The 23951-nt window shown below is 37.0% G+C and carries 18 protein-coding genes; 5 read left to right on the forward strand and 13 right to left on the reverse strand.

Annotated features, from left to right (window positions below; translation table 11 throughout):
• Positions 1-16: 16 nt before the first annotated feature.
• The 3 genes from nirD (at position 17) to AC0L7T_RS17585 (ending at position 3045) form a co-directional block, all read left to right on the forward strand.
• On the forward strand, positions 17-394 hold the full coding sequence (gene nirD / locus AC0L7T_RS17575; protein WP_473337042.1) for a nitrite reductase small subunit NirD: 378 nt from the start codon (positions 17-19) through the stop codon (positions 392-394).
• Between the two features lie 134 nt (positions 395-528).
• Positions 529-2346 carry a sensor histidine kinase gene (locus AC0L7T_RS17580; protein ID WP_473337044.1) on the forward strand — a complete coding sequence of 606 codons (1818 nt, stop codon included), beginning with the start codon at positions 529-531 and terminating at the stop codon, positions 2344-2346.
• An 18-nt stretch (positions 2347-2364) separates the two neighbouring features.
• Entirely contained in the window at positions 2365-3045 is a 681-nt protein-coding gene (locus AC0L7T_RS17585; RefSeq protein ID WP_473337045.1) for a response regulator transcription factor, read from the forward strand.
• Positions 3046-3119: 74 nt separating this feature from the next.
• Here AC0L7T_RS17585 and AC0L7T_RS17590 read toward each other — a convergent pair whose 3' ends face one another.
• From AC0L7T_RS17590 to AC0L7T_RS17630, 9 genes are all read right to left on the reverse strand, one after another.
• A complete protein-coding gene (locus tag AC0L7T_RS17590; protein ID WP_473337046.1) occupies positions 3120-4448 on the reverse strand; it encodes an MptA/MptB family glycosyltransferase in 1329 nt (442 codons plus the stop codon).
• A 10-nt stretch (positions 4449-4458) separates the two neighbouring features.
• Complete coding sequence (locus tag AC0L7T_RS17595) at positions 4459-5346, reverse strand: hypothetical protein (protein WP_473337047.1); 888 nt, start codon at positions 5344-5346, stop codon at positions 4459-4461.
• A gap of 161 nt (positions 5347-5507) precedes the next feature.
• Positions 5508-6188, reverse strand: a complete 681-nt coding sequence (locus AC0L7T_RS17600; protein WP_473337049.1) for a glycosyltransferase family 2 protein — start codon at positions 6186-6188, stop codon at positions 5508-5510.
• Between the two features lie 61 nt (positions 6189-6249).
• Entirely contained in the window at positions 6250-7719 is a 1470-nt protein-coding gene (locus AC0L7T_RS17605) for a cellulose synthase family protein (RefSeq protein ID WP_473337051.1), read from the reverse strand.
• A gap of 2 nt (positions 7720-7721) precedes the next feature.
• A complete protein-coding gene (locus AC0L7T_RS17610; RefSeq protein ID WP_473337053.1) occupies positions 7722-9266 on the reverse strand; it encodes a 4Fe-4S binding protein in 1545 nt (514 codons plus the stop codon).
• On the reverse strand, positions 9263-10615 hold the full coding sequence (locus tag AC0L7T_RS17615) for an NAD(P)/FAD-dependent oxidoreductase (RefSeq protein ID WP_473337055.1): 1353 nt from the start codon (positions 10613-10615) through the stop codon (positions 9263-9265). The genes AC0L7T_RS17610 and AC0L7T_RS17615 overlap by 4 nt, the downstream gene beginning before the upstream one ends.
• 308 nt (positions 10616-10923) lie before the next feature.
• The gene (locus AC0L7T_RS17620; protein WP_473337058.1) at positions 10924-11994 is read right to left on the reverse strand and encodes a PAS domain-containing sensor histidine kinase; all 1071 of its coding nucleotides are present in this window, start codon (positions 11992-11994) and stop codon (positions 10924-10926) included.
• A gap of 231 nt (positions 11995-12225) precedes the next feature.
• A complete protein-coding gene (locus AC0L7T_RS17625) occupies positions 12226-13776 on the reverse strand; it encodes a sialidase family protein (protein ID WP_473337060.1) in 1551 nt (516 codons plus the stop codon).
• Between the two features lie 344 nt (positions 13777-14120).
• Entirely contained in the window at positions 14121-14564 is a 444-nt protein-coding gene (locus tag AC0L7T_RS17630) for a hypothetical protein (protein ID WP_473337062.1), read from the reverse strand.
• Between the two features lie 392 nt (positions 14565-14956).
• On the opposite strand from AC0L7T_RS17630, the gene msrA reads away from it, so the two are divergent.
• The gene (gene msrA, locus AC0L7T_RS17635; RefSeq protein ID WP_473337063.1) at positions 14957-16051 is read left to right on the forward strand and encodes a peptide-methionine (S)-S-oxide reductase MsrA; all 1095 of its coding nucleotides are present in this window, start codon (positions 14957-14959) and stop codon (positions 16049-16051) included.
• A gap of 263 nt (positions 16052-16314) precedes the next feature.
• Here msrA and AC0L7T_RS17640 read toward each other — a convergent pair whose 3' ends face one another.
• A complete protein-coding gene (locus tag AC0L7T_RS17640) occupies positions 16315-17040 on the reverse strand; it encodes a LytR/AlgR family response regulator transcription factor (RefSeq protein WP_473337065.1) in 726 nt (241 codons plus the stop codon).
• Positions 17037-18110 carry a sensor histidine kinase gene (locus AC0L7T_RS17645; protein ID WP_473337067.1) on the reverse strand — a complete coding sequence of 358 codons (1074 nt, stop codon included), beginning with the start codon at positions 18108-18110 and terminating at the stop codon, positions 17037-17039. Before AC0L7T_RS17645 ends, AC0L7T_RS17640 begins: the two co-directional genes overlap by 4 nt.
• Positions 18111-18403: 293 nt before the next feature.
• Between AC0L7T_RS17645 and AC0L7T_RS17650 the strand changes: the two genes are divergently transcribed.
• Complete coding sequence (locus AC0L7T_RS17650) at positions 18404-20911, forward strand: TonB-dependent receptor (RefSeq protein ID WP_473337068.1); 2508 nt, start codon at positions 18404-18406, stop codon at positions 20909-20911.
• Positions 20912-21395: 484 nt separating this feature from the next.
• Here the strand turns inward: AC0L7T_RS17650 and AC0L7T_RS17655 are convergent, their stop codons facing one another.
• Entirely contained in the window at positions 21396-22523 is a 1128-nt protein-coding gene (locus AC0L7T_RS17655) for a glycoside hydrolase family 130 protein (RefSeq protein ID WP_473337071.1), read from the reverse strand.
• 1 nt (position 22524) lies between these two features.
• Positions 22525-23946, reverse strand: coding sequence for an OmpA family protein (locus AC0L7T_RS17660; protein ID WP_473337073.1), 1422 nt, complete (start codon positions 23944-23946; stop codon positions 22525-22527).
• Positions 23947-23951 lie beyond the last annotated feature (5 nt).

Consider the following 23951-nt stretch of genomic DNA (forward strand, 5'->3'; position numbering starts at 1 on the left):
TACTAAATTGACAAAAATGACACCACTTCAGGAAATGTATAAAACAGCAGACCATTCAAAAATTACAACTTGGTTCAAGGCTGCACCCGTATCTGCTCTACCAGAAAATGGAGGGGCTTGTGTAAAATACAAAGGCCTTCAAATTGCCATTTATAATTTTACCCGAAGAAACGAATGGTATGCTTGTCAGAACCTTTGCCCTCACAAAATGCAAATGGCCCTTTCACGCGGCATGATTGGCTCTGAAGAAGGAGAACCCAAAGTAGCTTGTCCTTTCCATAAGAAAACTTTTTCGCTTAAATCTGGAAAAAACCTTAATGGAGACAATTGCGATATCGCCACCTACCCTATCAAGGTTGAGGACGGATATGTTTACATTGGCTTCGAGGATTAAACTACCTATTAAACAAGCTCTTATAAATGGTAAACAGGATTTGAAAAATGTATCCTATTTACCATTTTTTCTTTCTCTTCCAGCAGATGGGAATTCTAAGTGGTTTTACGTATTTTTAACCAGCAATACCCGCAATGGAAAATCAAGAATTGTCCAGAAAACCAAAATTCAATAAACTTGGTAAGTATTACCTTGTAGCACTATGTGCTATTGCACTAAGTATCATTGTTAGTCAAATTCTGATTCAAAAATTTATCAGTGAACAGGAAAATGACTCCCGGGTGATTAACCTATCGGGCAGACAGCGCATGCTCAGCCAAAAGATAAGTAAATGTGTATTATTATTGGCGAACACTTCCAACCCTACAAAAAACACAAAAACCCTGAAAGAACTTGAGGGGGCATTGGAAGAATGGAAAGACGTCCATCAAGCACTGCAATTTGGGGACAATTCAATTGGAGAGAATGCTCAAAACAGCAAAAAAGTCGCTGCGCTATATAATACAATCAAACAAGACTTTGAGATCATTGTAAGCACCACGGAGGACATTATTAGATTGTTCCAAAAAGATATCAATACGCCCAAAGAAAGGATTATTAAAGGGGCTGAAATTGTGATAGCGCATGAAGCCAATTTCCTAAAAGGAATGGATTTGATCGTATTTCAGTACGATGATGAAGCCAAGACAAGGGTAATGAATCTAAAGAACATTGAAGCTTTATTCTTAACACTTTCGCTGGGAGTTATCTTATTTGAAATATTATTTGTTTTCATTCCTTCGGCCAAAACCATACGAAAAACTTTCGAAATACAGGAAAGGTCTCAACAGAAGTCAAAGAAAATGACCCTTGAATTGGGTTCTTTGTACAGTTCTCTGGAACAGGCCTATCAGGATCTTTTGGAAGTAGATGTAGCCGTAGATGATTGCACTGTATATGCCAAATGTGAAGTAGACGGAGATTTTATTGATTTTTCTGACAAATTCATTTCGTTGATGGAGTTTGAAGATGATCGACCCAAAAATTTCTTTGATTGGGTTCAGCAACAAGGATATGGAGCGGATTACCTAAAAAAAATAAAAACGATGATCCTGACTGGCCATCCATGGAATGGGGAAATCAAGGTAGTCAACGAGGTAGGCGATTTTGTTTGGCTTAAGGTAAACCTCATCCCAACTCAAAATGAAAAGGGTAAACCTGACAGCGTACTCATGGTATGTACTGACAAAACGGAGAAAAAAGAGGCAGAGACCATTTCGCGTGAAATCAATAAAGAAAAAATTGAACAGAAGGTGAAGGAACAACAATTCCGTTCCGCTTTGATACTTGAAGGACAGGAGGAGGAACGTAAGCGGATTTCAAGAGACATGCACGATGGCATTGGTCAAATGCTATCGGCAATGAAGTTTAACCTGGAAGCCATACATTCTGTAAATTTGGACTTTGAAAAGGAGAAACTCAATACGGTTAAAGATATACTTAAAAATGTAATTAAAGAAGTAAGGAGAATTTCTTTTAACCTCACCCCTAGTGTGCTTTCTGATTATGGCATTGTGCCTGTACTTAACAAGTTTGCCAAGGAAATCACTAAAATCTCTAATCTTACTGTAATATTTGAAAATAAAACTGGTTTCCTAACGCGGTTAGAAGGAAAAATAGAAAATAATATTTATCGGATATGCCAGGAGGCAGTGAACAATGCTATCAAATACTCTGAAGCAAAAGAGGTAAGAATAACCCTCTCCCATAATTCACAATTCCTGAATCTGGAAATCAGCGACAATGGGAAAGGGTTTGACATAAAAAAGCTTGAAGAGAAAGGACATTTTTCTACTTCAGGACATGGAATTTTCAATATTCGTGAAAGAGCAAACTTCATCAATGGCGAATGTGAAATTCATTCGGAGAAAGGTAAAGGGACAAGCATTAGCATTAATGTACCTTTGGATTAAATATTTTATATTTCGGCAATGGAAAAAATAAAAGTTGTATTAGCAGATGATCATGTAGTGGTGCGTAGTGGCATCAAAAACCTTTTAGAAAATGAGGGGGATATAGAAGTAGTAGGAGAAGCCTCGAACGGGAAAGAGGCAATAAGTGTCGTTGAAAATCTAAAACCTGATATGCTGATAATTGATATCCGTATGCCAGAAATGAATGGATTGGACGCTACAAAAGAACTGAAAAATACCGATAACTCCATAAAAATCTTAATTCTATCAATGCACGATGATGAAGATTATATTTTACAATCTATCGAATGTGGTGCTTCAGGCTATTTACTAAAGGACACCAGCAAGGAAGAATTTATAAAAGCCATCAAAACCATCCATCATGGAGGGAAATATTTTAGCGGTGATATCAGCCAGGTACTGGTGAATAACTATTTAAATGTAAAAGATAGAAAATACAGCAAAAAAGCCACAGCTGTCAATCACTATGATGTTACCAAACGTGAAAAACAAATCCTTAAATTGATCGCAAGTGGTATAGGTAATAAGGAAATAGCCGAAAAATTAGGAAAAAGTATTCGGACAATAGAAACCCACCGATTTAATATTATGAAAAAATTAAAAGTCAACAACGTGGTGGAATTGTTAAAGAAAATAGACGAGGAATCTGAACTCAAAGAGCATATAGAGGGCGCTTAATTGTATTGTTTTACCAATAGTATTTTACTTAACTTTTCCAGCAACAATGCTGATAAAATATCGACCTAAATTGGCTACCCAACTGATGAATAATGGTTTGGTCGGTTCTTAAAATAGCGATATCCAATAAGCAGACCAAAGATCAGTAATAAGGAATACTCAATAAAAACCAGCCATAAGTTTTCATTATAGGTATGTTCCATATAAGCATGATACGACAAGAAAACCAAACCACTCCAAACAATAAATAGGTAGTTGGCAGTAAATAGACTGATGCCCAGGGCAGGAATCAAGTACCAAGGGTGAACAGTGGTCTGAACCAGTAAAAAGACCAGATACATCCAAACCATTTTGGTGGCTAAATCGGAAGTACTTGTGTTCTTTTTAATCAAACCAATCGCCAATAGCAAGACTGCTGCTAAAAAATTGAGGCTTGGTCCAAGTGTACCTATGGGATTGTAATCTATAAAAAAACCTGAAAGCCATCTTATTCCATAATATATGGAGGCGTTAAACTCAAAAGTGCTTTGGTAAAGACGGAAACTGGTATAGAAATTGTTCAAATGCCCGCCAATTAACAGCGGGGCAAACAAAACCAATAGCGATCCGCTAGTAATTAATGCAAATTTTATGAAATCAGGTTTCTTCCAGGCCTTTAACCAGACTGGGGTTGTAAGCAGTGGACTTAATTTAAGACCTATCGCCAGGCTCCATCCTAAGGCTGTCATTTTTTCATTTTTACGGCTATAATAAAACAGCGCCATTAAAAGTCCCGTCAATACCATCCCTTCAAAATGAAGGTTGCCCGTTACCTCCATAATTACAAGTGGATTAAACGCGAACCAAGCCAATCGGTATCTGGGTAGTTTTAAACTGGTTAATATTTCTTTTATCAACCACAAATTGATCATTTCAAAAATCAGCAATATACTTCTTAAAGAAACGATGTTGAGGAAAACATTCTCCCCAACCCAAGTGGAGATCCAAAAAAACAATTGGTGTAATGGTGGGTAAACTGAAAAGTAATTGGGTGAATTCATTTTATTCAGCAATGTTTCCCAGTAAACATTTTTCGGAATTGCGCCATTTGCTAGCAATTCTCCTGGTAAGGCGGCGTAGGGGTTAATTCCATTGCCAATTAATTGCCCATCAAAAAAATACCTATAAAAGTCATCCGAAAGCACCGGCCAGGCCCCTATCAATAGTAACCTTAATACGAGTGCACTTAGGAAAATAAAACCAAAAGAATACTTGTGTTTTTTAGCCGAGTGAACCAAAAACAGATACACACCAAAGCTTAGCGAAAACAAAGTCAATTGCGGAATAAATGCAGTACGAGGTAAAAAATACCCCATTCCCACTATTGCCAAGGAATATAATAAAAGAGAGAAATAGGTTTTCAAAAATCTGTGCTTAGTTATTAAGTTTCAACTCATTGCGAAGAAATTCATCTTCCAATGCTTTTCTATTCCAGTAGTCAATGACTTTCGTGCCTTTTCGCTCCGCCTTGGTCACCTCTTTTTTACCATTTTTATTCGTGAATTCTTCTTCCCATCCCAATATTTGGTAAGGAAACTCTTTTTCATAATTGATGCGCAATACGCGGTTTCCGGAACTATAGGTCACTTCAAGCTGGCTTCTGTTTTCACTAATATCAACAGCTCTAATAAAGACTTCTTCAGCGATAAAATCCCTGTGGGTAAAACGTTGATGAATGAGTGAAGGCCACATCATTACACTACCAATAGGGACCTGATTTGGGTTTATTCTAATCAGATTCCAAAGGTCATCTTCAGCAATGCCATTTAGCGAAAAGGACGTTTCACCCTCATCTTCAAAATAAGAAAACAATTCCCCGCTGTAGCTATCCCCGCTTTTCAAGTTAAGTTGGGTAAAGGACTGTCCACACCATTCCTGAGAGGAGGAAGTGAATTTCAATCCCTGGGAAGCCTCTTTAATAGGCGTGAAAGCCGAAAGCATCATGTGGTAGGGGTAAATACCCGTAACAAATTCCCTTGTTTGATTCATTTTGAGCACCGAAATTTTATCCCTTCCTGCAGCATCAGGGTCATCCAGCTTCACATGCTTTTTTCTTGAAAAGTCCTCGGTTACAAAAATAAGTACTGCTTCACCTTCTCTGGCTTCTCCATAACGGTACTGGGTAAGGTTATAGCTATTGATTTCTGCCTGGCCTTGAAACCAATAATCCCCCCATTCTTTAAAATCAACATTTTCCCTTTGTGACCTACTATTACAAGAAAACCCTAGCAATACTACAAACAAACCTATTAAACCTCTCATAACCTTTAATTTAATGTTTAACCCAAAATAGGCAAAAGACAATCTGTTAGGTAATGAAATCACCACCAGATGAAGTTGGAAATCCCTATTGCATAATCCTGGTTTAATTTAAGGAAAATAACCGAAATTGGCATCTGTATTTTAAGAGGAATTTATAGCTATTATCTATACTTCCATATGGTGTAAAGAATTTTATAACCAGCACCAAAAACGCCTTTTACTGTTCCACTAACTTTAGATACACCAATCCTTTTTCTATAATTTACGGGCACCTCAGTGTAAGAAAGACCACTTTTTACAGCTTTTATTTGCATCTCTATGGTCCATCCATAATCTTCATCCTGCATGTTTATGGCTTTCAATTTCTCCCAGCGAATGGCACGAAATGGCCCTAAATCGGAAAATTCCGCATCAAATAACTTACACATTAATTTTGTTGCCAACCAGTTACCGAAAACCTGAGGCAAGGTCATTGACCCGTTTTCCCTATTGCCTTTGGCTCTTGACCCAATGACCATATCCATGTCATCATTTAAAATAGGTTGAATGAGTTTTTCCATTTCTTCAGGAAAGTCACTGTAATCGGCATCCAGAAAAACGACCAGCTCGGGAGGAGAATCCATCTGCTCCAAATAAGACAAACCTTTAAGGCAAGCTTTTCCATAACCTTTTTGAGGTTCATCCAGGACTATAGCTCCAGCCTCCAGCCCGACCTTTTTAGTGTCATCCTTGGAATTGTTGTTTACCACGATGATGTTTCTTACAAAATCAGGGATATCAGCAATTACTTTACCAATAGCATTGGCTTCATTAAAAGCTGGAATAATTACATCTATCAACATAAATTAAATCTAAAAATCTATTTTGAGACTTCTTTAACAAACTGTTTTATTTCAAATAATGTTATCTGGCGCTTGCTAAATAACTTCTAAAGGAGGTGATGCTTACCAAGGTAAATCCCACTGCCAGCATACTGTGAAAAACTAGCATTTCATAGGTAGCTGTTAAAAGCGAGAAGATAACCATTGCGATAAACACCAAAGCTAAAACAGCTTCAAAATAAGCCGTAGGTGGTATCTTTAATTGATTGTAGGTATTGCCTACCCAATTTTCTCCTTTTCCTGTTAAGTTATATTTGGGGGTACGAACAAAAGGAGATTTTTTTCCCGTCAAACCCTCCCAAACCGCTTGTGCATTGTGGACGGAAAGTCCCATTGAAACAGCTAGGAAAACAGGAAGCTCCCATAGAAATCTAAAGAAACTTCTAATGGTAAAATTCTTTAGGTTGAGATTGGCAAAAAAGTAAACGGATGCAATGATCACAAAACCAAAGAGGAAAAAAGCGGCAAGTTTAAAATATTCCAATGGCATCATGCCTTTATAAAAACCCCACCAAACTGGAATACTTGACAAGCTTACCAATAGTATCGCTATGAAAATCATTGAATTCAATAAATGGGCTACCGCATGTAATTTCACTTTCATTGGAAAAGTGCCCATTAATACGTGGCCTAAATGCTTCTTCGCACATTCGGCACCACCCTTTGTCCAGCGAAATTGTTGGGATTTTATGGCTGACATCACCGGTGGCAACTCAGCTGGAGAAACCACATCTGGTCTGTATACAAATTCCCAGCCTTTTTGCTGTGCCCTGTAGCTGAGGTCAAGATCCTCTGTAAGTGTGTCTGCTTGCCAGTTACCCGCGTCTAGGATACAGGACTTTCTCCAAATGCCACCTGTTCCATTAAAGTTTATAAAGGCTTTCTGTGCATTTCTTCCCATTTGCTCTACCATAAAATGGGCATCTAAAGCAAAAGCCTGAAGGCGGGTAAAAAGTGAGTAATCCTCATTAAGATGCCCCCATCTGGATTGAACCATCCCAACTTTTTCATCTTCAAAATGGGCAACTGTTTTTAATAAGAATTGAGGATCTGGGACAAAATCAGCATCAAAAATGGCTATAAGCTCCCCCTTCGCAACCTCCAGTCCTTCTTTCAATGCTCCGGCTTTAAATCCAGCTCTATCTATCCTGTGAATGTACTTGAAGTCAACCTCGGGATACCTTTTCAAACATTCTTTAATAATGTCTGAAGTTTCATCCGTACTATCATCCAACAGTTGAATCTCAAGCTTGTTCATGGGGTATTGCATTTTGGCAATGGCATGAATAAGTCTTTCCACCACATATTTTTCATTGAAAACAGGCAACTGAATCGTCACAAAGGGAAGTGATTTGTTTTCAATGGTAGCCAAGGGCATTTTAATGTCTTTAAATCTAAAAAAATGCCATAATAAATTTGCTTGCGCAAAACTGTAAAATAATATAAAACACATGGCAAGGCCATATATCCCCAAAAACAAATTTATCAACATTTCTAAATTTTTGCTTTAACTGAATCATTGCCTATAATAATCGGCATATCATTAATCCTCCCTTCTTCTTTACCGTTTTCCAACTTCAAAACTCCTCGTGGGCAAACTGCAGAACAGACCCCACAACCTACGCAAGAAGAACGGACAATGTTTTGGCCTCTTTGGGCATACCACCTAACATCAATTCCCATTTCACAATAAGTGGAGCAGTTGCCACATGAAATGCATTGACCTCCATTGGTGGTAATCCTAAACCTGGATTTAAATCTTTGCACCAATCCAAGATAGGCTGCTAAAGGACAACCAAATCTACACCATACTCGGTTCCCCATGAAAGGATAAAAACCAGTTCCGACCACGCCCGCAAAAATGGAACCGATGGCAAATCCATAAATGGAATGCAATTGGTCAGTGGCTTGGCCTAATAGTTCAAAACTCATAAAATAATTTGTAATGGTCAATGCAGTCATTACAACGGCAAAAACCAAAACACCATGAATAAGGTACCGTTCTATTTGCCAGGATTTTAAAGATTTATCGGACAATTGACGGTAAGGGTCTCCCAAAGTTTCTGCCAATCCACCACAGCCACACACCCAGCTGCAATACCATCTCTTGCCATATAAATAAGTGAACAATGGAACGCCAACTACTATTAAAAGGATCCCAAAAATAAGCATAAACATTCCCAGAGCACCGGAATTGATCATTCCATCCAATCGGTATTCGTAGAAAAAAGAATAATCTAGTGGCCATATGTTTTTGAAATCATGCCAGGGTTTATTGAATAAAACCAAAATTTCAGGTAAGATAAAGGCAAATGACAATTGAAAAAACATTACTGAAGTCGTTCGAATCAATTGGTAATTATTTCCTTTGTATTTTCTGAACATCCTGATACCCATCACCAAAATGGCAAATGAATAAATAAAGCCATATAAAAACCATTGGCTGGCAGGCCCTCCTGAAAGAAACTGACTTATAGGATCCACCATTAAAACTAAATTTGTAAGGTATTCTGGAAACCAGTAAAGTAGGATGTAAAAAAGGATCAGGTAAGAGCCTGTAATCATGCCTAGCCATCCTCTGGCCATCATGGACGAAAAGAATATACCGTTATTCTTTATCCCTTCCGGAACTCCACGGTACAAGGGCAAAATATATAAAAGACCTCCCAAAATTGTAAGTCCAATGGATAAGGATAAGAACATTAAAGGATGCTCATTTACTGGTCCTATTGATGCTGCTTTAGTGATTGAAAAAGCATAATCATCCCAAATAACCTTATCCCATTCCTGGTTACTCTTTAAGGTCTCATTATAGGAATTAAAGTAATCTTTAAATGAAGAAATAAAAGCAAAATTGGAAGTATACCGTTTCCCAAACATGGGTTTAAGGACTTCTACCATGGTTTCGCTATGAATGTCTTTTGTGGCTGCAATAGTGGTCTCTTCATCCAATTGGTAACTGCCCAGGAAAGGAATTACCGTGAAGATCACCAAACCTAATATGGTAAGCAACACTCCTATTTTTTGTAGCATTTTCATGAGTTGGATCCAAATAATTTATGAAAAATTGATTTTTTTGCAAGTTGCACATCTCTGCCCTTTTCTAGGTTGTATTTATTGACCACTTCCATATGGTGGTTTTTATAAAATTCCGGATTAAAACTGGCTTCTCCCAGTTGTTTCATAACCCTATCGGCACTCCATCCTTCCTTAATGGCGGTATCAAAAAATTCGTGTCTCATCCTCCAACCGAATACATTGATGGCTAGAATGCGGTCTTCTGCATCGAACAGCAATCTTATAGCCATTTTCCCTGTATCATTCTCCCAGTAAAACGACCATTTATCCTCACCCCAGGAAGTTGGTAAAAACCCATAAGTTTGGTACTCAATATCAAAAAACTTAGCAGAGTTAAACCAAATCCCTGGTTGGTAATCTACCCGTCTGTCATGTGTAAGGTTGTAGGCCAGTGTTTCCCCATGCATCCTTCCCGTATACCATACTTGTTCAATGTTTTTCCTATCAGGCCCAGGGGCTTCGGTAAATTCAACACAATCTCCTATGGCGTAAACTTCAGGAATATTGGTTTGAAATTTCTTGTTGACGACTATTCCTCTATTGGTTTTTAAGCCTGAATTTTTCAAAAAATCTATATTAGGACTGACCCCAGCTGTTAAGCCAACGAATTCACAAGGGATAATTTCTCCAGTAGAGGTTTTAACAGCTTTTACCTCTCCATTGCCATTATCCAAAATTTCTGACAATTCGGTAGTTAACCTTAGGTCTATATGGTGTTCTTTAATATGCCTGGCGACTAATTGCGCTTCTTCGGGAGGCAATACATTGTCCCAAAAGCATTTTCCTCTGACTAAAAAAGTAACAGGTATTTTTCGAGTGGCGAACATTTCAGCCATTTCAACGCCTATCAAACCACCACCTACAATTACAGCTCGAGAGATGACATTTGTACGTTTTTCCATGCTGTTTAAATCTTGCATGCTGTACAATCCCTGGACGCCCAAAAGATCCTGACCTGGCCATCCAAATTTATTGGGTTTGGAGCCAGTAGCTAGAACCAATCTATCAAAGGAAAGCTTTTCTCCATTTTCAAATAACAAAGACTTAAGGTCAAAATCCACCTTTTTAACCCATCCAGATTTTAATTCAATTCGGTTTTTACTCCAAAAATCATCTTCATAAGGTTTGGTATGTTCATACTTCATATGGCCCATGTAGATATACATCAAGGCTGTACGTGAGAAAAAATAATCCGTTTCACCAGAAACAATGGTAATTTTCACTTGACTGTCTACTTTTCTAATGTGCCTTGCACAAGTAACCCCTGAAATACCATTTCCTAGAATAACAATCTGATTAGATGCTTTCATAAATCAATTAATGACAAAATTTCTGCTTGACCCCGTAATGTACGTTGTCCTTTTTATTACCCAATGGAATCACTTTCTGAGAAGATAGAGAAAATTCCAGTTTAAAATTAGCTGCTTCGTTGCTATTTTTGATTGCTTCAAAAAGAACCACACCAATTGCACAATTATGGTGATACTGTACAAATTGACATTACAATATAGTTAGGTAACGGATGTAAAGAGAAAATAAATCATTTTGATACAAAAAAATCAAAAAAATATGCGTCACAATAATAAAAAGGAAATTGATTTTCTTACTTAAGTATCAATTATTGGTTTTTGAAATAAACAATAAATTCAGTTCCTTTTTCAGGCTTGCTCTTGACCTCTATTCTACCCCCAAGAGCGGTAACATAATTGTGCACCAAATATAAACCTATGCCTTGGCTTTCTTCATTGTCATGAAACTTCTGATCAAATCCAAATATCTTCTTTTCCACTTTCTCCATATCGAACCCTATGCCATTGTCTTTAACAGAAAGTCTGGTAATACCGGCTTTAGAAAAGGAACGAATTTTAATTATTGGCTCTATATCAGGCCTGGTATACTTTATGGAATTAGATATTAAATTTAAAAAAAGACTTTCTAAATAGGCTTTATTAAAACTAACAGTTGGAGCTTCCGAAAAATCAGAAATAATTTTTGCGTGGGAATTTTTTATTAAAGATTTGATGGCGCTTGTTGATTGGTTTAACAATTCTTGAAAAGAAAGCTGTTCAACTTTAATAACCAGTAACTCATCTTTCTTTAGTGAAGTAAGAAAATCATCAAGGTGGGTTTTTAACCCCATTGTAGATTGTTGAAGCAGGTCCACGACTTCTAAATTTTCTTCGTCTTGAATTTTATCCATCTCCAAAAGTTCAAAAAGAGCCAGTAAATTATTGACAGGGGACCTTAGATCATGAGAAATAGTGATTGTCAATTGTTTGAGTTTTTCGTTGGTACTTGAAAGCTCTTTGATCAATTCATTCCTTTTGGCCTCTATTTCCTTTTTTGGATTGATAAGCCTGGCTATTCCGAAAATTAACTTTTTATCAGGTACAAGTTTAGATGTCCACGATAGCCATAATACTTCTCCTGATTTGGACAAATATCGATTTTCAAAATTATTTAATCTAGAGCCTATTTTTAAATTCTCCCTGATTTTATGAGTAGACTCTTTATCATTTTCATGAATAAAATTACCTAGGGGATTTCCTATTAGTTCCTCCTCTGTGTAGCCCAAAACCTTTTGAAATGCAGGATTGATTTTTTCAAAACAACCATCAAAACTAACCACGCAAAGTAATTCCGGCGATAAATTAAAAAACACATCAAAATCAAAATCTGCGTCTAGCACTATTTTCTTACTAATATCTATTAATTTTATATTATTACCCTTACATAAAAAAGGCATAACTATCAAAGATAACAATTTATAAAAAAAAGAAACAGAATTTTATATTTTTCTATATTTTAAACAATTAATTCTTTAAGAACGCTGTTTTTAACATTTTGGAACTTAATAAAATTGTAACCAATATTAACGTAATTATTTATAATTAGATATATTTAAAGTTACTTTTTATTATTAATCAATTGAAATAATTTCAGAAATTGGTAAAATTTGAAAAGTCATATGTGCTTGACTACCTTCATATATTATCCCCAGATTTTCCTCATCTATTATGGTCATGCAACTATACCCCCAGCCTTTTTGAGCGTCCAATAAAACTTGATTGGCATTTGGCCAGGTTAGTCCCTCATCATTGCTTGCTTTTACGGTGATATTATACCTACCATCAGTGGCTGCAGGGTTAGAAAAGAACAACCAATCCTTATTGTACCTGATAAGACTTGCCATGCAAATTGGCTCAATTAAAGCATTTCTATTGGAAGGGTGCTCTTGCCAGCTTTTACCCATATCAGCTGTCGTATATACTGCTCTTGAACCACCTCTATCATCTCTCATGTTTAACATTAGCTCGCCATTCAATAATTCTACGACCTGAGCTTCAGTAGTTTTTGATCTTGCTCCAGTCCCAACCTGCCAGGTTTCACCTTGATCTTGACTGTAGATAATGGTACTATGTGGAATTTCTTCATGGTCTTTATACTGTGCAGCAAAGACAAGGGTGCCATCTTTCATGCTAATGCCCTTTCCAGGTCCATTGAAAAACAATTGCCAGGAAGAATCCTTCATCGGTTGCGTAATATTTGAAGGCTCAGACCAAGTCAGCCCATCATCTTCTGATTTCACAATCATCAGTTGCCCTGTTTCTTTAGGCGTCAGACCAGGTTCTGAACTTCTCCATGCTGCTGTCCCAGGTTTTCCATGCAACCAAAGGGCAACTACATAAATATCCCCGCTAGCTTCATCAACTAAAATGGATGGATCCCCTATCCCATTCTGGTTCTGAGGTAGCCCTCCCCATTCGTCCATATCCATAATAATCTGCATGGATTCCCATGTATTACCTCCATCTACACTTCTGCTCAAACCTACATCAATATCCCCCTGTAAATCAGAAGAATCATCATGCCTAACATCATAAACAGCCAATATTGTCCCAGAATTGCTCGTGGCAAGGCCAGGAATTCGGAATGCGGCAACCCCATCATCACCTTCATTTCGAAGTGCTTTACCAATCCTATAGGCCAATGCATTTTCCTGCCCTCTAGGTTTTACTTTTTCCCCAGAGATCTCTAACATTGGTATCTGAAGCTTAAACCTACTTTTTAAAGGAGTATCTTCAGGGATACTTACGTGAATTGTAAAATCGATATTTCCAGCTGGAAAACTTTTCTCCTCCAGCAACTTCCAAACATTTTCACCTTTGATAAATTCACCTTGAAGTGATTCCTCTATCCCATCCTCATTCACCATATCTATTGACAAATCCGTAAAATCGGTATCAGTCTCTACAGCTATTTCAAGGCTATTTAGAATATCCTGCTTTTCTAATTTCAAATGAAGCTTGGCTATAGCTGTAGTTTTTCCTTGAATTACAGGAACATAAACCTGTTCAAAAGTAATGTCATCGGAGGTTGGTAAATCTTTGTTACCTGTACAGGAGATTAAACTAATTATCACCGTGATAAGCAAAAGAATTTCAAGGTTAAAAATTTTCTTAATTTTCATAGATGTGCTATTTCTGATACCAAGTTTTGAGCCAGTAATTTAGGTTTAAAGATAAACCAAATAATTCAATTAAATTCTGCCAGGTCACGCTATAGCAAATTCCATTGGTTTCCTCTATCAAATCAGGCAATTGCAATGGATCAACATGGGTATGATTGCTATTTACCTTTCGGCATGTAAACGTGATTCATTAAGAAAAATCAGGCCATGTACATTCCCGATAAACGAAATATCAGTGTTTTTTTTGGCATAATAATCCCTTCATCCTTCTCCGATAAAAAAGGGCTATTCCCTCCTTACTGAGAGGGAATAGCCCCGAAATATTGAATAGATACAATTTCTATTTATAATTCCTTAAGTTCATCCTTTAGCTTTTCAAGACTTTTTTCAGCCTCTTTTTCTAATTTTATGAATTCAGATTTTATTTGACTTTTTCGTTTATCTGAAGCTTTTTCAAATTCTCTGGCTTTCACTTCGAGGTTTTTTATACTTTTATCTGCCCTTGCCAGAAACTTGTCAATTGAGGAATTCGCAGGATCAATCTGCTCTTCTTTTATCTCTTGCTTCAGTTTTTCCAACTCTTCCTTCAATTCTGTTTTTTCTTTGACTATTTCACTTTTGAGGGAATCAAAGGTCTCGTTCAATTCCTCTTTGGCCTCAGCGCTCCTTTGTTCCACTTCATTTTTAGTTCTTTCCAAATGATTCTCAGCAGTTTTGTTTTCACTACATGAGGAGAACATTAGGAATAATGCTGCTCCAGTACCGAAATAAATTGCATTAAATTTCATAATTGTTGTTGGTTTAATTTCAATATTAAATTTTCACTTTGGGTTAGCCATATATTTGGCTGACCCAAAGAAGTTAATCGTACTATAATAGGGGTCAAAAACGATGCCATTAAGGGTATTTAATATCAACAATTTGCCTGAATCTAATTCCAAAATACTTATCATTTAGTATTGGAAGTGGAATTAGTAACGTAGCAAAGGGATTAATAAAGTTTTACCAAGTAATTCAAACCTAATGGGCATTGATTAGCGTATATTGATGGATAGCTTTTAAGGAGGTAAAATAGCAAATACAAGAAAAGCATATAACCCATTACTGGCACATGTAAAATCAAATTTGAACAATTCCAGAACAATTCCCGTTTCTAATTTGGATTAAAAAATATCAATTTATGAATTATCCTATAAAATCAATGGTAGTGGCCTTTTCGCTACTTTTAATCGCTGTTACTTCTTGTAATGGCTCTGAGAAATCGGCTGAAGCGATTAAAACAGTTAATTTAGATTCCTATCCTGGAAACACGGAAAAAGCCACCTTTGCCGGCGGATGTTTCTGGTGCATAGAATCCCCTTTTGAGGGAATAGACGGCATTCTTTCTGTGGTTTCCGGTTATGCGGGAGGCAAAGAAAAAAACCCAACATATAAGCAGGTTTCTTCTGGCCAAACCAGCCATAAGGAAGCCGTTCAGGTAACCTTCGATCCAGATGTTATAAGTTATAGCGAGATCATCGATATTTTCTGGCAACAATATGACCCTACTGATGAAGGAGGAAGTTTTTATGATCGAGGAAGCCAGTATCAGTCTGCAATTTTTTATCATGACAACAAACAAAAGAAAGTAGCAGAATCTCTAAAAGAGGACATTGATGCTTCTGGAATCTTTGATAAACCTGTCGCTACTCCTATTGTTAAGTATACTAATTTTTATCCTGCCGAAGAATACCATCAAGATTACTATAAAAAAGAACCTGCCGCATATAAATCCTACAGGGTAGGTTCTGGAAGAGACCGATTTATAGGTGAACATTGGGAAATCCCAAAAGCTGGTAACTATCCAAAGCCGTCTAATAAAGACCTGAAAGAAAGATTAACCAATCTTCAATATCAGGTAACCATGGAAAATGCTACAGAACGTTCATTTGATAATGTTTACAACGGGAATAAGGAATCAGGTATATATGTATGTATCGTCTCAGGTGCCCCGTTATTCAGTTCGAGCGACAAATATGAATCTGGCTCAGGATGGCCAAGTTTCTCCAAACCTTTAGATGCCAGGTATCTGGAAAAACCTACCGATAGGGGGCATGGAATGGTAAGAGTAGAAGTAAGAAGTAAATTTGGTGATTCCCATATTGGTCATGTATTCAACGATGGTCCTGAGCCTACAGGTTTAAGGTATTGTATGAATTCTGCGGCCATGAAATTCATTCCTAAGGATGAGATGAAAGCTGCTGGCTATGGGCAATACCTGTGGAAAGTAAAATAGAAAAGTAAACCAACAACTACCGTAAAAAGGCTTGAAGAGTAATTTTCAAGCCTTTTTCATTTTTAACCGATATAGAAAATAGATCTTTTATTGACCTGATTTAGACCAAATTCCAAAATACCATTGTAATCAGGAGGTTTAAGAAAGACTATGAGCTCTAGAAATCATTGGAATTCTCGGCAAAAAGGGATTGCCACACCCATTTGCATAACAAATTCCCCAAATAAAAATGTTCGCAATCAGGATTTAAACAGTGTCGATTATCAATTGATCCATTTATTAATAAACTGCAAAAAGCCCTCTTTATACCCTTCACTAACACTTATATTCATAATACCCATGTTCACAGTGCTTTTACTAATACTGATAATTTGGTCAAGTGAAATGATAAAAGATCGATGAACCCGCATAAACTGTCCTTCAGGAAGCAATTCCTCCATGCTTTTTAATGTCGTCAAGGAAAGCAGTGGTGCATTTTTACCTACCAAATGAACTTTAACATAATCTTTATACCCTTCTACCAGAACGATGTCTTTTAGCATCACTTTGACCAATTGGTATTCGACTTTTAAAAAAATATAATCTTCGGCTATGGTATTTTTATTATCGGATTGTTTTTCAAAATACTTCAGGGCTTTTTGGCTGGCACTTAAAAACTCCTCATATCCAAATGGCTTTAACAAATAATCAAGTGCATCTACCTTGTACCCTTCTATGGCAAATTGGTTGTAGGCGGTAGTGAAAATTATTTTAGGCGATTGCTTTCCTTTTCTTCCCTCAAGTACTCTGGCCAATTCCATGCCTGTTAAATCAGACATCTGTATATCCAGAAACATCAAATCAACCTGATTGTCATTGATATAAGACAAAGCGTCAAGGGCACTGTCAAATTTCTCTTCGAGAATCAAAAAACCCGTTTTGCTCACAAAGTTGCAAACCAATTCCAATGCCAATGGCTCATCATCTACAACGACACATTTGATTTTCATGACAAATCTATTCTTAATTGAGTTCGGTATTCATTTTCAGGATTATCCTCATCAATTGTCAATTTACATTTATTTCCATAAATCAAATCCAATCGTCTTCTGGTATTGGTTAGGCCTATACCACTTCCTATTTCTTCTTTGCTTTTAGGATTTGCTGGAAATTTCAAATTTACAGTTTTAAGTTCGAGGACTTTTCCTTTTTGGCTTATAAATATCTCAATTTTACTCTCCATTTTGGCACTGACACCATGCTTAAAACAATTTTCAATAAAAGGCAGTAAAAGCATCGGTGCAATAGGTATGTCTTCGGTTTTTTCCTGAATATCCAAATTCAAATTCACTTTATCTGACAGCCTTAAGCGCATTAAATCTACATAATCTCTTATAAAATCAAGTTCTTTACTCAAATAGGTTGTATCCTTGTCTGTTTCATACAGCACATAACGCATCATTCTTGAAAGTTTTAAAATTGCTTTTTGGGCTCTTTCAACATCAATATTAGTGAGTGAGTAAATGTTATTTAGGGTATTAAAAAAGAAATGAGGGTTAATTTGGGCTTTTAAGTAAGACAGTTCAGAGGAAACTTTTTCTTGCTCCATTTGCCTCCTTAAACCTGCGTCTATTTGCCACTTTTCAACGACCACTATACTTGTACTAATTCCTAAACCAAACAACAAAAGTAGTATGGTAAACAAATCGTAACTGAAATTTCTAGGCTTAGGCAAATAAGGTTTTTCAGGTCTGAAAGCATTGTGCATCAATTCAGGAAGGTTAAAAAGATTTTCAAACTGAATGATTAAAAATAAAAACAATAGCGTGATTGATATACCAACAACAACAAAAACCCAAATTTTACCTTTAAAAAGTAATTTGGGGACCAATAAATACATATTGAGGTAAAATCCCAACATTAGGAAAGTTAGGGTAAGCCCTTGTTTGAACCAATACTCTATAGGCAAGTCCACTTTCCATGAAAGCGGGCTAACTACAAAAATCACAATGGCTATAAATAACCAAACCAAAACATGGATGAGGAGTGTGATCTTTCTTGGCTTAATTGAATTTGTCATAAAATATAAATTTGGAGTTTTTTCACTCCTAAAATGTAATAATCCGATGTAAACATAAAAGAAAGATATTAAATGCAATGGGCGAATCTACCAAATGGGAAAAGTAACCGCTTAATAGGCAGATTACATCTATAAACTACAAAGAAAATTTTCAGATTTTATTTAGTCCGGTAAAAAGCGGTTTTTGTCGATTGATCAACCCTACTTATCTATTTGGTTTTTTAATGTAAAAGGAAAAAATTTTCTTTGTTGAGGTATTTAACGACATACACCAAATTGGGAAAATCATACAAATGAAAAGGCTAACCAAACTATTACTAATTACGATAATATTTTTGTCTGTGGAATCCATAGATAGCTTTGGCCAAAAGGCTAATGAAAAGAAGGAATTTAAAATCTCTGGTAAAGTCATTGACAAAGCCACAGGAGAACCTATTCCTTATGCTACAGCCCTTTTAAAAGACGCAGCGTCTGAGACATCGGTTGCTGGAGGGGTTGCTGATGACAATGGAGAATTCTTTTTTAATGTAAAAACAGCGGGGAAATATAGAGTAGAACTTAGTTTCGTTGGCTATGACTCTTTTGTAAGGGAGGGTGTAGAAGTAGGACCAAGTACCCCATCCTTATTTTTAGGCAATCTTGGACTTAGTGAGTCAGCTGTTTCACTTGAAGAAGTCACTGTACAAGGTCAACGAAATTTGATAGAAGAAAAGGTAGACAGAACCATTTACAATGCAGAAAATGACAAAACTACCGCTGGTGGTGATGCTTCCGATGTATTGAGAAGGGTACCAATGCTAACTGTAGATTTGGATGGAAATGTATCCATGAGGGGCAGTAGCAATATTTTGGTATTGATTGATAACAAACAGTCTGCAATTGTTGCCAACAATATTGCAGATGCTTTAAAGCAAATTCCTGCTGAGGAAATTAAATCGGTAGAAGTAATTACTTCTCCCTCTGCCAAATACGATGCTGAAGGTACCGGTGGTGTGATTAATATTGTCACCAAAAAGAACAAATTACAAGGAGCTTCTTTGAACATCAACACTAGTGCTGGTTTGAGAGGATCAAATCTTGGTTTAAATGCAGCATTGAAAAAAGGAAAAATGGGTTTTTCCTTAGGTGGGTTTGGCCGTATGGGTTACAATATTTTGGGTAGCTTCGAAAATGAGCAAACACTTCTTTCTTCAGATGGTCCAAACAAAAGAGTTCTTCAAGAGGCAGACACTCGAAACAACATGATGTTTGGAAGGTATAATTTTGGCTGGGATTATGAGATAAACACTTATAATTTTATGACCACCTCTGTCAGTTTCGGTCTAAGAAATATGAGAACTAATCAAGATGACCGTTATACAGAGACTTATATTGAGGACCTTTTGGACAGTATCTCATTAAGCGACGTAAGAACTGACAACCTGTCAAACAATGTAGATGTCAGTTACAATTACACCAAATCGTTTGAAAAGAAAGGAAAAGAGATTAGTTTCTCAGGCCTCTATTCCAGAAGCAATCGTACAAACGACTTTGTCAATAGTATATACAACGAGTCTTTTGATCAAATAATGAGTAGAATAAGAAATGACAATGACAACCTCAACGAGGAGTTTACAGTCCAGGTTGATTATGTAACACCTCTTGGGTCAAAAGATGAACAAATCATTGAATATGGTGCTAAAAACATCCTTAGAAAAGCGACCAGTGATTTTGCTTATTTCCGTGCGGAAGGTGCTGATGGGGAATACATAGAAGATGAGGATGTTGACTTGTCCAATCAGTTTAATTACAACCAAAATGTAACTGCTGGCTACCTGTCTTATACCTTGGGATTTTTAGAGCATTACACCTTAAAGACTGGTGTTCGATATGAGTATACAAATATAGATGCAGACTTTCTTTCTTCCGATTTACCTGCTGACATTCCTTCCTACGGAACAGTGGTACCAAACATGAACTTTGGAAGAAAATTGGCCAATGGCAATATGTTGAAAGCCGCCTATAACAGAAGGATTCAAAGACCATCATTGAATTACCTTAACCCCAATATAGAGGCTGCAAACCCACAGCAAATCACTCAGGGAAACCCATTATTGGATCCTGAAATGACAGACAATTATGAATTGTCCTACAGTACATTTATTAAGGGAACTTCCCTAAACTTCACCTCTTATCTAAGGAATACTACAGGTTCAATTCAGCCAGTGAGGACGATCCAGGATGATGATGTTATCTTTACCACTTACGATAATATTGGCAATGAAAGGGCCTATGGTTTGGGTATTTTTTCAAATGTTAATATTTCAGGTAAGTTTTCTTTGAATGGATCCATTGATGGGTATTTTTCTCAATTGGACAATGGACTATCAGATCCACAATTGAGAGCTCAAAATGATGGGTTTGTAATAAGTGGAAGGTTATTTGGTAATTACACCTTACCGAGAGACTGGCAGATTCAAGCCTTTAGTTTTTACCGTGGAAGGAGAGTACAACTTCAAGGTTCAGCAGGAGGTTTCGGTATCTATAGCCTAAGTTTGAACAAGCAATTTGCCGAAAAGCGTGGAAGCATTGGTTTTGGAGCTGAAAACTTCTTTACTCCTGAGTTTAAAATGAGAAATGAATTAGTAACACCTACCATCACTCAAAGTAGTGTAACGGGAATGAAATTCATGAATTTCAAAATAAACTTCTCTTACAGAATCGGTAAATTGAGTGTTGATGGAGGAAGAAGGAAGAAAAGAGGGGTTACCAATGAAGATTTAAAAGAAAGTGAAGGAGGGTCACCAGCAATGATGAACTAAGGTCCTCTATTTTAATAGGGACTAAACATAAAAAAGGGAGGGTTTCCAATAGGAAGCCTTCCCTTTTTTATGTTTTTAATTGTCAGAAAGTTAAACCCGGATTATGTAATAGAATTCGTGATGAGTGTTGCAATCGCAAGAAAATCAGGCTGTTTGGAGATTTTAGCATAGCACCGCTATGGTGAAATTGAAAACAGCAACGAAGTGGCTGATTTTAAAGCGATTTCAGCACGTAATAGAATGTCTATTGCCTATTTCGGGTTAAACCCGAAATAGGCAATAGCCCTTTTATTTGACAATGAAATCCATAGCCATGGGTTTTACCATGGAAAAGTAAAATACTTAATATCACCAAAATAGCTCAAGTTACCTTCATTACGTTACATTTTTCCACGTCTTCGAATCCGGGTTAAACCTATGCCAAGGTCCATCTTTATGGAAACGGCATTAACCATGACAATTGAAATACACGGAGCTTTAGAAATCAATCTCCCTCATAAACTGCGACTGCAATTTTGGAATCTGCTGTTCCATAGTATAAAAACCATTTTCCATTGTAAGGAACCATTCCTTCTATAAAACAAACCAAATTTACTTGTCCCTCTGTTTCATAGGGCTTTTCAGGGGTCAAAAAATAAGTTTCTGACCTGTCAATCAATTTACCTGGATTGTCTTTAGCAAACAAAGCTTGCCCTGCCGAATAAGTACCCGGAGCGAGGGTAGTGTCACGGTTCTCATTTTCTCCCAGGTTCATACCATTGTACAATAGTAAAACCCCTTCTTCTCTAAGCAAAGCATAGGGACCAGACTCTACTAATCTGCTATCAAAATATCCGGGTCTAGGTTTAAGTACCGATTTAAGCTTCCCTTCTTCCAATAATGGGCTCCAGTTTATCAAGTCATCAGAATAGGCAAGAAAAAGGTCTGTATCTCCAAAATACATCCAGTATTTCTCGTTAATTTTCTTTGCAATTACCTTGTCCCCCTTTCTTTCAGCCACTATAGCACCTGCTTTACTCCAGGTATCTTTCCATTTTCCTTTCAAAACCCGGCCATATTTTTTCCAGTTTTTTAGGTCTAATGAAGTAGCTAACATAAGCCGAGCAACTTCCCCATCATAGCTAGTATAGGTCAAGATATACCTTCCGTCTTCAGCCTCTACAATCCTTGGATCTTCTACTCCCCCATCCCATTCCAATGTTTTTAGGCTGTCATTGTCAGGATAAAATATCGGTTCAGGTAACTTGTTAAAATTTAGGCCATCATCACTTAATGCAAGCCCAATTCTAGAAGTCCCGTTATTACTGCCAATACTATCCTCTGCCCGGTAAAGAAGGTTAATCAAACCATCTTTAACAACGGCTGCAGGATTAAACACATCCTTTTCCTCCCACTTTACAGGCATTTCCAAAATAGGACATGTAAAGGTCAGGTTCCCTGGATTAAGCACAGGATTTTTATCATCTATTTTCACAAAGGGACGCATTTCCCAAGGCTTGGTGGACAAATCTTTAGCGACCGCATTGTCCTTTGTTTTTTCATTACATGATATGGTCGCAATAATTAGTAAAAAAATGGATAAGCATACATTAAACTTTTTTAAATAAGTCATTTTATTGTTCTTTAGAAAGCACAAATATCTCAACTCTTCGATTCATTATTCTACCAGCCAAATTCGAATTGCTTGCTATTGGTTTTTTTCCTCCCCAACCTTTTGTTAACAACCTGACTTCAGGAACCCCTTTTTCCAACAAGAGTTCCTTTATTTTATTTGCCCGCGCCAATGACAATCGCGCATTAACAACCTCATTGCCATAACTATCCGTATGCCCTTCTATAGATATAATCTTTTTAGGATTTTCCATTAAATAGGCAGATAACTCATCCAAAGTCGTCAAAGATTCTTTATTAACCAACTCCACGGAACCTCTTTGAAACAATAAACCTTTCAAAACAAGTCCTTTTCCAGTTGTTAGGCTATCCAAATTTTCCCTTAAACTTCCAATATTTGTATTTTCCAATGGCGATTCATTTGTGCTATTAAAATCATTATCGGTGGACAATAGGTCTTCATTTTTAGCAAAAGCTGAACTATCAATAATTATTGAATCTGGCTCATTATCCAGTTTATTGCGCTGTTGGCGGAGGGAATTGGTGCTTTGCATGGACGCCACTCCATTAAAATATATATTCCCAAAACCATCGCTGGTCTGCGTATTGGTAAAAAAGAACCTTCCATTTTTGGTGTCTGGAAGATAGTACATATCCATTCCTTCCATTTCAGACAATTTCAACAGTTTTGGTTGACTCCAATTTCGCCAGGAATCATCCAATCGCTTGCTACAATAGATCTCCATGCTCTTTTCGCTATCAGAAGCATTGGTGGAGAAATACAGTGTATCACCATCCATGGTAATCTGGGGACTTAGTTCCTGGCTAACTGTATTAATGGTCGCCCCGAGATTTAATGGTCTTGTCCATGTATTGCCATTTCCCTTGGAAACATAGATGTCCTCATTCCCATAACTTCCAAAGGAGTTCATTGATAAAAGCATATAGGATCCACTAGGATCCAGTACAGCACTAAAGTAATCTCCCTCGGTTTTAAAACCAGGTATTTGCACCACTTCCTCTCTACTCCAGCTAGCGCCGTCCCATATGTATCGCTGAATTACCTGTTGATTGTTTAGGTTGGCGTGATAAACAAGGGCTGAAGCTTGGTCAATAAACCCAATAAGCAAATCATAATATCTAGTAGACAGTTCAGGAACAGACAGAGGAGCCCCAAAGACGCCATCATTATTTGGTGCAAACCAAACATCACCTGGATCTCTTTTACCTCCTATATTATTCGGATGAAATGCCAAGGTGAAATATAGGGTTCCATCTGGAGCTAAAAGTGGCTGTTGCTCGTCATATTCAAAAGAAAAAACACGTTTTAAATCCGTTGTTTGTCCATCAGATTTATGGAAAACGAAAAAAGCAAGCACCAAAATTGTGCTTGCTCTTAAAAATATAACCAATACTTTGTTCATATTAA

This window comes from Cyclobacterium sp. 10D3-21, assembly GCF_055809755.1.

Excerpts from the sequence above, each read along its gene's own strand:
- AC0L7T_RS17660 (WP_473337073.1), bottom strand. The coding sequence starts at position 23,946 with ATGAACAAAGTATTGGTTATATTTTTAAGAGCAAGCACAATTTTGGTG.
- AC0L7T_RS17595 (WP_473337047.1), bottom strand. The coding sequence starts at position 5,346 with ATGAGAGGTTTAATAGGTTTGTTTGTAGTATTGCTAGGGTTTTCTTGT.
- AC0L7T_RS17640 (WP_473337065.1), bottom strand. The coding sequence starts at position 17,040 with ATGAAAATCAAATGTGTCGTTGTAGATGATGAGCCATTGGCATTGGAA.
- AC0L7T_RS17615 (WP_473337055.1), bottom strand. The coding sequence starts at position 10,615 with ATGAAAGCATCTAATCAGATTGTTATTCTAGGAAATGGTATTTCAGGG.
- nirD (WP_473337042.1), top strand. The coding sequence starts at position 17 with ATGACACCACTTCAGGAAATGTATAAAACAGCAGACCATTCAAAAATT.
- AC0L7T_RS17610 (WP_473337053.1), bottom strand. The coding sequence starts at position 9,266 with ATGAAAATGCTACAAAAAATAGGAGTGTTGCTTACCATATTAGGTTTG.
- AC0L7T_RS17580 (WP_473337044.1), top strand. The coding sequence starts at position 529 with ATGGAAAATCAAGAATTGTCCAGAAAACCAAAATTCAATAAACTTGGT.
- AC0L7T_RS17605 (WP_473337051.1), bottom strand. The coding sequence starts at position 7,719 with ATGTTGATAAATTTGTTTTTGGGGATATATGGCCTTGCCATGTGTTTT.
- AC0L7T_RS17625 (WP_473337060.1), bottom strand. The coding sequence starts at position 13,776 with ATGAAAATTAAGAAAATTTTTAACCTTGAAATTCTTTTGCTTATCACG.
- AC0L7T_RS17600 (WP_473337049.1), bottom strand. The coding sequence starts at position 6,188 with ATGTTGATAGATGTAATTATTCCAGCTTTTAATGAAGCCAATGCTATT.
- AC0L7T_RS17655 (WP_473337071.1), bottom strand. The coding sequence starts at position 22,523 with ATGACTTATTTAAAAAAGTTTAATGTATGCTTATCCATTTTTTTACTA.
- msrA (WP_473337063.1), top strand. The coding sequence starts at position 14,957 with ATGAATTATCCTATAAAATCAATGGTAGTGGCCTTTTCGCTACTTTTA.
- AC0L7T_RS17630 (WP_473337062.1), bottom strand. The coding sequence starts at position 14,564 with ATGAAATTTAATGCAATTTATTTCGGTACTGGAGCAGCATTATTCCTA.
- AC0L7T_RS17650 (WP_473337068.1), top strand. The coding sequence starts at position 18,404 with ATGAAAAGGCTAACCAAACTATTACTAATTACGATAATATTTTTGTCT.
- AC0L7T_RS17645 (WP_473337067.1), bottom strand. The coding sequence starts at position 18,110 with ATGACAAATTCAATTAAGCCAAGAAAGATCACACTCCTCATCCATGTT.
- AC0L7T_RS17585 (WP_473337045.1), top strand. The coding sequence starts at position 2,365 with ATGGAAAAAATAAAAGTTGTATTAGCAGATGATCATGTAGTGGTGCGT.